The sequence below is a fragment of the Kitasatospora sp. NPDC002551 genome, from assembly GCF_040296005.1.
Classification (GTDB): Bacteria; Actinomycetota; Actinomycetes; order Streptomycetales; family Streptomycetaceae; genus Kitasatospora.
In genome coordinates this window covers 1-11,994 of the sequence record NZ_JBEOWI010000051.1, presented here as the reverse complement: position 1 = coordinate 11,994, position 11,994 = coordinate 1, and the positions used below count along the sequence as shown (strand labels likewise).

The window sequence follows — 11,994 nt, the reverse complement described above, 5'->3', positions numbered from 1 at the left end:
GCGCGCGGCCCCGCGCGGGAAACCCGGTCCGGAAAGTCCGTGCGGTCGCGATAGGGTTCCCTAGGGCATGGGTGCCCGATGAACCGCAAGGCGAGGGAGCGCGCAAAGGTGTCCGTGGGAGAGCTGGCCGGCCTGCTCGTCGCCGTGTTCTGGGCGGTCCTGGTCACCCTGCTCGCGGTCGTGCTGGTCCGGCTGTCGCGGGTGCTCAAGGAGGCCACCGTCCTGGTCTCCGCCGTCACCGAGCAGGCCGTGCCGCTGCTGACCGAGGCCGGGAGCGCCGTGCGCAGCGCCAACGAGCAGCTGGAGCGGGTGGACGAGATCACCGCCAACGTGCAGGACGCGGCGGCCAACGCCAACGCGCTCTCCTCCACCGTCGCGGCCACCCTCGGTGGCCCGCTGGTCAAGGTCGCGGCGTTCAGCTACGGCGTGCGCAAGGCGGTCGCCAAGCAGCAGGGCACCGCCACGCTGCCGACCCAGCCGGCCGAGCGCGAGGAGCTGGCCCGGCTGATCCGGGCCGAGGTGCGCGCCGCGACCGCGCCCAGGAACGGCCTGCTCTCCCGGGTCCGGCGCGCGGTGAGGGGCTGACGGCATGGTGCGACGCATCTTCTGGATGGCGGTCGGCGCCGGCGCCACCGTCTGGGCCGTGAACAAGGCCAACGAGGCCGTGCACCGGCTGACCCCGGACAGCCTCTCCGGCACCGCCGCCCGCGGCGCGCTGCACCTGGGCGACCTGGCCAAGCAGTTCGCCCAGGACGTGCGGGCCGGCATGACCGAGCGCGAGGAGCAGCTGCGCGAGGACCTCGGGCTGGACGGCACCGCCGTCGTCGAGCCGCGCCGCCGCAGCGGGGTGCTGCGCGGCGAGCCCCAGTACCGAGCTATCTCGGCGGCGCCCGGGAGCCCGGCCGCCGCCCTGCCTCCGCCCAGCCGTGCCCGCGGGTCCTCCGACGGGACCGGCACCACCCCCCAAGCCATCGAGAGAACGCCCCGGCGCGCGCTTCCGCCGCGGGGCGGTACCAACCGGAAGGACCACTAATGGAGTCGGCAGAGATCCGCCGCCGCTGGCTGCGCTTCTTCGAGGAGCGCGGCCACACCGTCGTTCCGTCGGCGTCCCTGGTCGCCGACGACCCCACCCTGCTGCTGGTCAACGCCGGCATGGTCCCGTTCAAGCCCTACTTCCTGGGCGAGGTCAAGCCGCAGTTCTCGCGCGCGACCAGCGTCCAGAAGTGTGTGCGCACCCTGGACATCGAGGAGGTCGGGAAGACCACCCGGCACGGCTCCTTCTTCCAGATGTGCGGCAACTTCTCCTTCGGTGACTACTTCAAGGAAGGAGCCATCAAGTTCGCGTGGGACCTGCTCACCAGCCCCGTCGCGGACGGTGGCTACGGCCTGGAGAAGGAGAAGCTCTGGATCACCGTCTACCAGGACGACGACGAGGCCGAGCAGATCTGGCGCGAGGTCATCGGCGTGCCCGCCGAGCGGATCCAGCGCCTCGGCATGAAGGACAACTTCTGGTCGATGGGCGTCCCCGGCCCGTGCGGCCCGTGTTCGGAGATCAACTACGACCGCGGCCCCGCGTACGGCGAGGAGGGCGGCCCGGCCGTCAACGGCGAGCGCTACCTGGAGATCTGGAACCTGGTCTTCATGCAGTACGAGCGCGGCCACGGCGACGGCAAGGACGGGTTCGAGATCCTCGGCGACCTGCCGAGCAAGAACATCGACACCGGCCTCGGCCTGGAGCGCCTCGCCGCCATCCTGCAGGGCGTCGACAACCTCTTCGAGATCGACACCAGCCGGATGATCCTGGACCGGGCCGCCGAGCTGACCGGCCACCGCTACGGGGCCGACCACAAGGCCGACGTCTCGCTGCGCGTGGTCACCGACCACATCCGCACCGCGCTGATGCTGGTCGGCGACGGCGTCACCCCCGGCAACGAGGGCCGCGGCTACGTGCTGCGCCGCATCCTGCGCCGCGCCATCCGCAACATGCGCCTGCTGGGCGCCACCGAGCCGGTGGCCAAGGAGCTCATCGACACCGCGATCAAGGCGATGGCCCCGCAGTACCCGGAGCTGGAGAGCGACCGCAAGCGCATCGAGACGGTCGTCATCGGCGAGGAGGCGGCCTTCCTGCAGACCCTGAAGGCCGGCACCAACCTGCTGGACGCCGCGGTCACCGAGACCAAGCAGTCCGGCGGCGTGGTGCTCTCCGGCGACCAGGCGTTCAAGCTGCACGACACCTATGGCTTCCCGATCGACCTGACCCTGGAGATGGCCGAGGAGCAGGGCCTGCAGGTCGACGAGGCCGGCTTCCGCCGCCTGATGCAGGAGCAGCGGGACCGTGCCAAGGCGGACGCCAAGGCCAAGAAGATGGGCCACGCCGACGTCGCCGCGTACCGCGAGGTCGCCGACACCTCGGGCGCCAGCGTCTTCACCGGCTACACCCTCACCGAGGGCGAGGCCACCGTGGTCGGCCTGCTGGTGAACGGCGCCCCGGCGCCGGCCGCCTCCGAGGGCGACGAGGTCGAGATCATCCTCGACCGCACCCCGTTCTACGCCGAGGGCGGCGGCCAGCTCGCCGACCACGGCCGGATCCGGCTGGACTCCGGCGCGGTCGTCGAGATCCGCGACGTGCAGCAGCCCGTCCCGGGCGTCATCGTGCACTCCGGCGGCGTGCTGTTCGGCGAGGTCGTGCTCGGTTCGTCCGCGTACGCCACCATCGACGTGGAGCGCCGCCGGGCGATCGCCCGCGCCCACTCGGCCACCCACCTGACCCACCAGGCGCTGCGCGACGCGCTCGGCCCGACGGCCGCCCAGGCCGGTTCGGAGAACGCCCCGGGCCGCTTCCGCTTCGACTTCGGCTCGCCCGCCGCCGTGCCCGGCAGCGTGCTGACCGACGTCGAGCAGAAGATCAACGACGTGCTGACCCGCGAGCTGGAGGTCACCGCCGAGGTCATGACGATGGACCAGGCCCGCAAGGCCGGCGCCATCGCGATGTTCGGCGAGAAGTACGGCGACGAGGTCCGCGTCGTCACCATCGGCGACTTCTCCAAGGAGCTGTGCGGTGGCACGCACGTCGGCAACACCGCCCAGCTGGGCCTGGTGAAGCTGCTCGGCGAGTCCTCGATCGGCTCCGGTGTGCGCCGCGTGGAGGCCCTGGTCGGCGCCGACGCGTACCGCTTCCTGGCCCGTGAGCACACCGTGGTCGCCCAGCTGACCGAGCTGGTCAAGGGCCGCCCGGAGGAGCTGCCGGAGAAGATCTCGGGCATGCTCGCCAAGCTCAAGGACGCCGAGAAGGAGATCGAGCGCTTCCGCGCCGAGAAGGTGCTCGCGGCCGCCGCGGGCCTGGCCGACTCGGCCGAGGACGTGCACGGCGTGGCCGTGGTGGCCGCCCGGGTCGCCGACGGCACCGGCGCGGACGAGCTGCGCAAGCTGGTCCTGGACGTGCGCGGCCGGCTCGGCTCGCGCCCGGCCGTGGTCGCCGCCTTCACCATGGCGAACGACCGCCCGCTGACCGTGATCGCCACCAACGAGGACGCCCGCGGCCGCGGCATCAAGGCCGGCGAGCTGGTCCGCACCGCGGCCAAGACCCTCGGCGGCGGCGGTGGCGGCAAGGACGACGTCGCCCAGGGCGGCGGCACCAACCCGGCCGCGATCGACGAGGCCGTCGCCGCGGTGCGCGGCCTCGTCGCGGAGCGTGCCTCCTGATGGGGTCCGCGTTCTGATGGAGTTCGAGGAGAAGCCCTTCCGGCGCGGGCGGCGGATCGCCGTCGACGTCGGGGACGCCCGGATCGGGGTCGCGTCCTGCGACCCCGACGGGGTGCTCGCCACTCCGGTGGAGACCGTCCCGGCGGGCGTGAAGTCGCAGGCCAGGATCGCCGCGATCGTCGAGGAGTACGGCGCGATCGAGGTGATCGTCGGGCTGCCGCGCTCGCTCAGCGGCAAGGAGGGCCCGGCGGCCGAGAAGGTCCGCGGCTACGCGGCCCGGCTGGCCAACCGGCTCTGGCCGGTGCCGGTCCGGCTGGTCGACGAGCGGATGTCGACGGTCACCGCGACCCACGGGCTGCGCGCCTCGGGGGTCAAGGCCAAGAAGGGCCGCTCGGTGGTCGACCAGGCCGCCGCCGTGGTGATCCTGCAGACCGCCCTTGAGTCCGAACGGGTGAGCGGACGCCCGCCCGGTGAGAGCGTCGAGGCGGCGGGCTGACCGGCCTGTTCTAACGTCCCGAAGAGGGGTCCGTACGGACGCGCGTCCGGCACGGACCCCTCTGCCGTTGCCGTCGCGCCGCTTGCCGCGCGGACCGCCGAGGGGACGCCGTGACCGACCTGGACCTCACACCCGGCCTGAGCCCCGGCCACCTCGGTGCGCCGCCGACCGAGCCGGAGGGCCGCCCGCCGGGCGCGCCCGCCCCGCGCCCCGACGGGCCCGATCCGCGCCGGCTGCGCACCGGACTGGCCTGCCTGCTGACCGCGCTGTCGCTGGTCGCGGTGTTCGGCGGGATCGGGCTGGCCGGGTTCAGCTGGCTCCAGGGGCAGCGCAAGCCCCCGGCCGCCGCCGACTACACGGGCGAGGGGGCCGGCGCGGTGCAGGTCTCGGTGCCGGAGGGTGCCGGGCTCAGCCAGATCGCGTCCGCGCTGGTGCGCAACGGCGTGGTCGCGAGTTCGCTCGCGTTCACCCGGGCCGCCAGGGGCAGCGCGGCGGCGGCCGGGCGGATCCAGCCCGGCACCTACACACTGCGGCAGAAGATGTCGGCGGCCGCGGCGCTCGCCGTGCTGATCGACCCCGCCAACGCCAACGGCCTCACCATCCCCGAGGGCTGGCGCGGCAGTCAGATCTACGCGGCGATCGACAAGAAGCTCCAGCTGCCCGAGGGCACCACCGAGAAGGCGGCCGAGGAGCAGGCCGCCGAGCTGGGGCTGCCGGAGACCGCGGGCGGCAACCTGGAGGGCTACCTGTTCCCCGCGACGTACGCCGTCACCGACGAGACCACCGCCGTCGACCTGCTGAAGCAGATGGTCGAGCGGGCCGGCAAGGAGTTCGTCCGGGACGACGCGGAGGTCGTCGCGACCAACTTCGGGCAGACCCTGTACGGGCTGGTGACCATCGCCAGCATGGTGCAGGGGGAGGCCGACAACGTCGAGGACATGGGCAAGGTGGCGCGGGTGATCTACAACCGGCTGGCCAAGAACATGCCGCTCCAGCTGGACTCCACCATCAACTACGCGCTCGGGCGCTCCACGCTCAACACCAGCGTCACCGACACCCGGCTCGACTCCCCGTACAACACGTACAAGCACGCGGGGCTGCCGCCGTCGCCGATCTCCAACCCGGGGCGGCAGGCGATCATGGCGGCGGTGGACCCGGCGCCGGGGGACTGGCTCTACTTCGTGACCGTGAAGCCCGGCGACACCCGGTTCACCGACAGCTTCGAGGTGCAGCAGAAGAACGTCGCGGAGTTCAACGCCAACCGGGCGGCGGCGAGCGCCTCGGCGTCGGCGAGCGCGTCGGCCTCCGCGTCCGCCCCGGCCTCGCCGGGGGCGCCCTGAGGGCCGGGCGGCGGCCCGGCCCTGGCGTCGACTGCGGTACGGTAGCGTCTCCGTCCAGGTGTTGCGCTAGCACGCCGGTTCGACAAGCAGCCGGGACGCCGTCCCGGGCGACCGGGCCGATCCTCCGGTCGTCTCCGTCGGTATAAGGGGATCAATGACCGATCTGGGTCGGGGCTACGGCCCCCAGGGCTCCGAGCCGTGGCATCCGGGAGACCCCGGGTACGGCGGTCAGCAGCCGGTCCCCGGCCAGCAGGACGGGCAGTGGCAGCAGCACCCCCAGCAGTCCCAGCAGCAGTACGGCGGTCAGCAGGGCTACCCCCAGCAGCAGATGCCGCAGCAGGGCATGAACCAGCAGGACATGGGCCAGCAGGGCATGGACCAGCAGGGCCTGGGTGGCCAGCAGCAGTACGGCGGTCAGCAGGCCTACGCGCGGCAGCAGATGCCGCAGCAGGGGTACCCGCAGCAGCAGATGCCGCAGCAGGGCATGGGCCAGCAGGGCATGGGTCAGCAGCAGGGCTACCCGCAGCAGGGCATGGGCGGCCAGCAGCAGTACGGCGGTCAGCAGGGCTATCCGCAGCAGCAGGTGCCGCAGGGCATGGGCCAGCAGCAGGGGTACCCGCAGCAGGGCGCGCCCCAGCAGGGCGTCCCGCCGCAGGGCGCCGCGGCCCGGCAGGAGCAGCCGGCCGTCGGGCGGTCCTCCGGTCCCGGGCCGGACGGCATCGACTGGGAGGCGGAGGCCGCCGCGCTGGAGGCCGGCGCCGACCCGGCCGCCCCCGCCGGCGGCGGTGAGTACGCCGAGGACGAGTGGGACGGTCACGAGGGCGAGTACGCCGAGGACGAGTACCACGGGGACGGCGCGGAGGACGACGGGCGCGGCGGCTTCCTCGGCGAGGAGGACGACTCCCGCGAGGCGAAGAAGAAGCGCAAGGAGAAGGGCAAGAAGTCCGGCCGGCGCAACGGCGGCGCCTGCCTGGTGGTCGCCCTGGTGCTGCTCGGGGCCATGGGCGGCGCCGGCTACTGGGGCTACGGCTTCTACAAGGACCACTTCGGCCCGCCGCCGGACTTCCCCGGCCCGGGCTCGGGCACCGTCAACGTGGAGATCAAGCAGGGCGCGGCCGGTACCCAGATGGGTCTGGCGCTGAAGCAGGCCGGCGTGGTCAAGAGCGTCGACGCCTTCAAGGCGGCGTGCGACAAGAACGTCAAGTGCACCACCATCCAGCCCGGTGCCTACAGCATGCCGAAGGAGATGTCGGCCGAGGGCGCCGTGCAGTTCCTGGTGGAGGCCAACGGCGGCGAGAAGCTGATCATCCGTGAGGGCCTGACCTCCACCGCCACCTACGTCAAGATCGACGAGAAGCTGGGCCTGCCCAAGGGCACCACCGCGACCGTCGCCAAGGAGCAGGTCAACAACCTCGGCCTGCCCGCGTACGCCAAGGGCAACATCGAGGGCTTCCTCTGGCCGACCCGCTACTCGATCACCCCGGGCATGAAGCCCGAGGACCTGCTCAAGGAGATGGTCAAGAACGCCACGGAGCGCTACGCGGCCCTGGACGCGGAGGCTTCGAAGATCGGCCTCAAGTCCGGCTACGAGGTGGTCATCGAGGCGAGCATCCTCCAGGCGGAGGGCAACAACAAGGACGACTTCGCCAAGATGGCCAAGACCATCCAGAACCGGCTGGCCGACAAGGGCAAGGTCAACGGCCGACTGGGCATGGACACCACGCTGCAGTACGCGCTGGGCACCAAGGACCTCGACAGGAAGCAGATCAACGACGGGTCCAACCCGTACAACACCTACATCAACCAGGGTCTGCCGCCGGGGCCGATCTCCAACCCCGGTGACGACGCGCTCAAGGCGACGCTGAACCCGGCGGACGGCAAGTGGCTGTACTTCATCGCGATGTCGCCGACCCAGACCCTGTTCGCGGAGACGGACGCGGAGCACGCCGAGAACGTCAAGGCGTACTGCACGGCGGCCGGCCAGAAGTTCGACGCGGCCTCCGTCCACTGCACCACCAAGTGAGGACGGCCCCACCGGGGCCGCACCGGGAGAGAACACCAGCGTGACCAGCAAGCACCGGGCGGCCGTCCTCGGCTCGCCGATCACCCACTCGCTGTCGCCCGCCCTGCACCGGGCCGCCTTCGCGGCGCTCGGGCTGGACGGCTGGCGCTACGACCGCTTCGAGGTCGACGAGGCCGGGCTGCCCGGTTTCGTCGCCGGGCTGGACGAGGCCGAGTGGGCGGGCTGCTCGCTGACCATGCCGCTCAAGCGGGCGGTCATCCCGCTGCTCGACGAGGTGAGTGCGACCGCCCGGTCGGTCGAGGCGGTGAACACCCTGGTGTTCACCGCCGACGGGCGCAGGTCCGGGCACAACACCGACGTGCCCGGGCTGGTCAACGCGCTGCGCGAGCGCGGCATCACCGAGGTGCCGGCCGCCGCGGTGCTCGGCGCCGGGGCCACCGCCTCCTCGGCGCTGGCCGCGCTGGCCCGGCTCGGCGCCCGCGAGGTCACCGTCTACGTCCGTAGCCCCGAGCGGGCCCGGGAGATGGCGGAGCTCGGCGAGCGGCTGGGCGTGGCGGTGCGCACCGCCGACTGGGCGCGCGGCGCCGAGGCGCTGGCCCACCCGCTCACCGTGGCCACCACCCCGGCCGGGGCGACCGACGGCTTCGCCGGCGACCTCACCGCCGAGCCGGGCGCGCTGTTCGACGTGCTCTACCACCCGTGGCCGACCAAGCTGGCCGGGGCCTGCGCCGAGCGCGGGGCGACCGTGCTGGGCGGGCTCGACCTGCTGGTGCACCAGGCGGTGCTGCAGAACGAGCTGTTCACCGGGCGCACCCCCGGGCCGCTGGCGGCGATCCGGGCCGCCGGCGAGGCCGCGCTCGCGGCGGGCTGAGCGCGGGTCCGGGGACGCTCCGGTGGCGCGCCGGCCGGCCGTACCCGTCCGCCGGTCGGCCGAATGCTGTCCGGTGATCGGACTCCGAGGCCGGTCGGCCGGTCCGGCATGAAAGGATTCGGGGAGAAGGCACGCCCGGACGGGTGGCGGCAGCGCCGCGCCGGTCCGCTGATGAAGGAGCTCCGTTGGGTACGTTGCGCTGGCTGACGGCGGGGGAGTCGCACGGCCCCGCACTCGTCGCGACGCTGGAGGGCCTGCCCGCCGGTGTACCGGTCACCACCGCCATGGTGGCCGACGCGCTGGCGCGCCGCCGGCTCGGTTATGGTCGCGGCGCACGGATGAAGTTCGAGCAGGACGAGGTGACCTTCCTCGGCGGTGTCCGGCACGGCCTCAGCATGGGCAGCCCGGTCGCCGTCATGGTGGGCAACACCGAGTGGCCGAAGTGGGAGCAGGTCATGTCGGCCGACCCGGTCGACCCGGAGGTGCTCGCCGGTCTCGCCCGCAACGAGGCGCTGACCCGCCCGCGCCCCGGCCACGCCGACCTGGCCGGCATGCAGAAGTACTCGATCGACGAGGCCCGCCCGATCCTGGAGCGCGCCAGCGCCCGGGAGACCGCCGCCCGCGTCGCGCTCGGCGCCGTCGCCCGCTCCTACCTCAAGGAGACCTGCGGCATCGAGATCGTCAGCCACGTGGTCGAGCTGGCCGCCGCCAAGGCCCCGGCCGGTGTGCTGCCGCTGCCCTCCGACGAGGCCGGGCTGGACGCCGACCCGGTGCGCTGCCTGGACGCCGACGCCTCGAAGGCGATGGTCGCCGAGATCGACCAGGCCCACAAGGACGGCGACACCCTCGGCGGCGTCGTCGAGGTGCTCGCCTACGGCGTCCCGGTCGGCCTCGGCTCGCACGTGCACTGGGACCGCCGGCTGGACGCCCGGCTCGCCGCCGCGCTGATGGGCATCCAGGCGATCAAGGGTGTCGAGGTCGGCGACGGCTTCGAGCTGGCCCGCGTCCCCGGCTCGCAGGCGCACGACGAGATCGTGCCGACCCCCGAGGGCGCCAAGCGCGTCTCCGGCCGCTCCGGCGGCACCGAGGGCGGCCTGTCCACCGGCGAGCTGCTGCGGGTGCGCGCCGCGATGAAGCCGATCGCGACCGTCCCGCGCGCGCTGCGCACCCTGGACGTGCGCACCGGTGAGCCGGCCAAGGCCCACCACCAGCGCTCCGACGTCTGCGCGGTGCCGGCGGCCGGCATCGTCGCCGAGGCGATGGTCGCCCTGGTGCTCGCCGACGCGGTCAACGAGAAGTTCGGTGGCGACCACGTGTCGGAGACCCGGCGCAACGTGCAGAGCTACCTCGACAACCTGATCGTCCGATGAGCTGTCCGGCCATCGTGCTGGTCGGCCCGCCCGGCAGTGGCAAGTCCACCGTCGGGCGGGTCCTCGCCGAGCGCCTCGGCCTCGGCTTCCGCGACACCGACGCGGACATCGAGGAGCGGGCCGGCAAGCCGATCCCGGACATCTTCGTCGACGAGGGCGAGCCGCACTTCCGCGCCCTGGAGGCGGCGGCCGTGCGCGGCGCCGTCGAGACCCACGACGGCGTGCTCGCGCTCGGCGGCGGCGCCGTGATGGCCGGGGCCACCCGGGCCCTGCTGCGCGAGCTGCCGGTGGTGTTCCTGGAGGTGCCGCTCGCCGACGCGGTCAAGCGGGTCGGCCTGGACGCCCCCCGCCCGCTGCTGGCGGTCAACCCGCGGGCCCGCTGGCGCGAGCTGATGGAGGCCCGCCGCCCCCTCTACCTGGAGGTGGCCACCGCCGTCGTCGACACCGCCGGCCGCACCCCCGAGCAGGTCGCGGACGCCGTACTGGAAGCACTGGAGCTGAAGACCCCCCATGAGTGACACCGTCAGGATTCACGTCGGCGGCAGCGCCGGCCACGACCCGTACGACGTGCTGATCGGGCACCAGCTGCTCGGCGAGCTGGCGCCGCTGATCGGGACCCGGGCCCGGCGGGTGGCGATCATCCACCCCGAGGCGCTGTCCGCCACCGCCGACGCGATCCGCGAGGACCTGCTCGGCGAGGGCTACGAGGTGATCGCCCTCCAGGTGCCCAACGCGGAGGAGGCGAAGAGCGCCGAGGTGGCCGCGTACTGCTGGTCGGTGCTCGGGCAGACCGGGTTCACCCGCACCGACGTGGTCGTCGGCCTCGGCGGCGGGGCCACCACCGACCTGGCCGGCTTCGTCGCCGCCACCTGGCTGCGCGGGGTCCGCTGGGTCTCCATGCCCACCACGCTGCTCGGCATGGTCGACGCGGCGGTCGGCGGCAAGACCGGCATCAACATCGCCGAGGGCAAGAACATGGTCGGCGCCTTCCACCCCCCGGTGGGCGTGCTGGCCGACCTCGCGACCCTGGAGACGGTGCCCCGGCACGACTACGTCTCCGGTCTCGCCGAGGTCATCAAGTGCGGCTTCATCGCCGACCCGGCCATCCTCGACCTGATCGAGGCCGATCCGGAGGGCGCCAGGACCCCGGCCGGGCCGCACACCGTCGAGCTGATCCGGCGGGCCATCCAGGTCAAGGCCGACGTCGTCTCCGGGGACCTCAAGGAATCCGGGCAGCGCGAGATCCTCAACTACGGCCACACCCTCGGCCACGCCATCGAGCGCAACGAGCGCTACAAGTGGCGGCACGGCGCGGCGATCTCGATCGGCATGGTGTTCGCCGCCGAGCTCGGCCGCCTCGCCGGGCGGCTGGACGACGCGACCGCCGACCGGCACCGCACCGTGCTGGGCGCGGTCGGCCTGCCGCTCAGCTACCGCGCGGACGCCTGGCCCAAGCTGCTGGACGCCATGAAGATCGACAAGAAGTCGCGCGGCGACCTCATCCGCTTCATCGTGCTGGACGGCCTCGGCAAGACCTCCGTGCTGGAGGGCCCCGACCCGTCCCTGCTGGTGGCCGCCTACGCGGAGGTCTCCTCGTGACCCGGGTGATGGTGCTCAACGGCCCCAACCTCGGCCGGCTCGGCAGCCGCGAGCCCGACGTCTACGGCTCCACCTCGTACACCGGGCTGGTCGAGCGCTGCACCGCGCTCGGCAAGGAGCTGGGCTTCGAGGTCGAGGTGCACGAGACCAACTCCGAGCAGACCATGGTCGAGTGGCTGCACGAGGCGGCCGACGGCCGGGTGCCGGTGGTGATCAACCCGGGTGCGTTCACCCACTACTCGTACGCGATGCGGGACGCCGCCGCGCAGCGCACCGCGCCGCTGATCGAGGTGCACATCTCCAACCCGTACGCGCGGGAGACCTTCCGGCACACCTCGGTGATCTCCGCGGTGGCCTCCGGCACCATCGCCGGGTTCGGGATCGGCTCGTACGAGCTGGCGCTGCGCGCGCTGGCCGACCAGCTCGCCGCGGGCTGACGGGGCGGGCCGAGCGACCGGGCCGGCGGGCCTCCGGCCCGGGCCGCGGCCGGGTCGGGCCGGTGACCAGCGGCGGGTGGGGGGGGGCGGCGGCGGGGTCGGCCGGGCCCGCCGGAGCGGCCAGGCGCGAGCGGTCGGGGGGGGGGCCAGGCACGA

The 11,994-nt window shown here is 73.3% G+C and carries 11 protein-coding genes; all 11 read left to right on the top strand.

The genetic code is table 11. From position 1 onward, the window contains the following. The first annotated feature begins 108 nt into the window (after nucleotides 1–108). The 11 genes from ABT093_RS31750 (at nucleotide 109) to aroQ (ending at nucleotide 11,838) form a co-directional block, all read left to right on the top strand. Nucleotides 109–585 (top strand): DUF948 domain-containing protein, encoded by a 477-nt coding sequence (locus ABT093_RS31750; RefSeq protein WP_350570294.1) that lies wholly within the window; start codon nucleotides 109–111, stop codon nucleotides 583–585. A gap of 4 nt (nucleotides 586–589) precedes the next feature. Continuing rightward, the gene (locus ABT093_RS31745; protein ID WP_350570292.1) at nucleotides 590–1,033 is read left to right on the top strand and encodes a DUF6167 family protein; all 444 of its coding nucleotides are present in this window, start codon (nucleotides 590–592) and stop codon (nucleotides 1,031–1,033) included. Beyond that, nucleotides 1,033–3,702, top strand: a complete 2,670-nt coding sequence (gene alaS / locus ABT093_RS31740) for an alanine--tRNA ligase (RefSeq protein ID WP_350570291.1) — start codon at nucleotides 1,033–1,035, stop codon at nucleotides 3,700–3,702. Before ABT093_RS31745 ends, alaS begins: the two co-directional genes overlap by 1 nt. A 16-nt stretch (nucleotides 3,703–3,718) precedes the next feature. Continuing rightward, a complete protein-coding gene (gene ruvX / locus ABT093_RS31735) occupies nucleotides 3,719–4,198 on the top strand; it encodes a Holliday junction resolvase RuvX (protein ID WP_344325577.1) in 480 nt (159 codons plus the stop codon). Nucleotides 4,199–4,308: 110 nt separating this feature from the next. After that, complete coding sequence (gene mltG, locus ABT093_RS31730; RefSeq protein WP_350570289.1) at nucleotides 4,309–5,538, top strand: endolytic transglycosylase MltG; 1,230 nt, start codon at nucleotides 4,309–4,311, stop codon at nucleotides 5,536–5,538. Between the two features lie 154 nt (nucleotides 5,539–5,692). Continuing rightward, nucleotides 5,693–7,561 (top strand): endolytic transglycosylase MltG, encoded by a 1,869-nt coding sequence (gene mltG, locus ABT093_RS31725; protein ID WP_350570288.1) that lies wholly within the window; start codon nucleotides 5,693–5,695, stop codon nucleotides 7,559–7,561. Between the two features lie 40 nt (nucleotides 7,562–7,601). After that, complete coding sequence (locus tag ABT093_RS31720) at nucleotides 7,602–8,432, top strand: shikimate dehydrogenase (RefSeq protein ID WP_350570287.1); 831 nt, start codon at nucleotides 7,602–7,604, stop codon at nucleotides 8,430–8,432. Nucleotides 8,433–8,617: 185 nt separating this feature from the next. After that, nucleotides 8,618–9,802: a chorismate synthase gene (gene aroC, locus ABT093_RS31715; protein WP_350570286.1), complete on the top strand. Its 1,185-nt coding sequence runs from the start codon at nucleotides 8,618–8,620 to the stop codon at nucleotides 9,800–9,802. Then, a complete protein-coding gene (locus ABT093_RS31710) occupies nucleotides 9,799–10,320 on the top strand; it encodes a shikimate kinase (RefSeq protein WP_350570285.1) in 522 nt (173 codons plus the stop codon). The genes aroC and ABT093_RS31710 overlap by 4 nt, the downstream gene beginning before the upstream one ends. Beyond that, the gene (aroB, locus tag ABT093_RS31705; protein ID WP_350570284.1) at nucleotides 10,313–11,401 is read left to right on the top strand and encodes a 3-dehydroquinate synthase; all 1,089 of its coding nucleotides are present in this window, start codon (nucleotides 10,313–10,315) and stop codon (nucleotides 11,399–11,401) included. Before ABT093_RS31710 ends, aroB begins: the two co-directional genes overlap by 8 nt. Before the next feature lie 8 nt (nucleotides 11,402–11,409). Beyond that, on the top strand, nucleotides 11,410–11,838 hold the full coding sequence (aroQ, locus tag ABT093_RS31700; protein WP_350570344.1) for a type II 3-dehydroquinate dehydratase: 429 nt from the start codon (nucleotides 11,410–11,412) through the stop codon (nucleotides 11,836–11,838). The last annotated feature ends 156 nt before the right edge of the window (nucleotides 11,839–11,994 follow it).

Coding starts and splice junctions, on each gene's coding strand:
- ABT093_RS31710 (WP_350570285.1), top strand. CDS start 9,799: ATGAGCTGTCCGGCCATCGTGCTGGTCGGCCCGCCCGGCAGTGGCAAG.
- ABT093_RS31745 (WP_350570292.1), top strand. CDS start 590: ATGGTGCGACGCATCTTCTGGATGGCGGTCGGCGCCGGCGCCACCGTC.
- alaS (WP_350570291.1), top strand. CDS start 1,033: ATGGAGTCGGCAGAGATCCGCCGCCGCTGGCTGCGCTTCTTCGAGGAG.
- mltG (WP_350570288.1), top strand. CDS start 5,693: ATGACCGATCTGGGTCGGGGCTACGGCCCCCAGGGCTCCGAGCCGTGG.
- aroQ (WP_350570344.1), top strand. CDS start 11,410: ATGGTGCTCAACGGCCCCAACCTCGGCCGGCTCGGCAGCCGCGAGCCC.
- aroB (WP_350570284.1), top strand. CDS start 10,313: ATGAGTGACACCGTCAGGATTCACGTCGGCGGCAGCGCCGGCCACGAC.
- ruvX (WP_344325577.1), top strand. CDS start 3,719: ATGGAGTTCGAGGAGAAGCCCTTCCGGCGCGGGCGGCGGATCGCCGTC.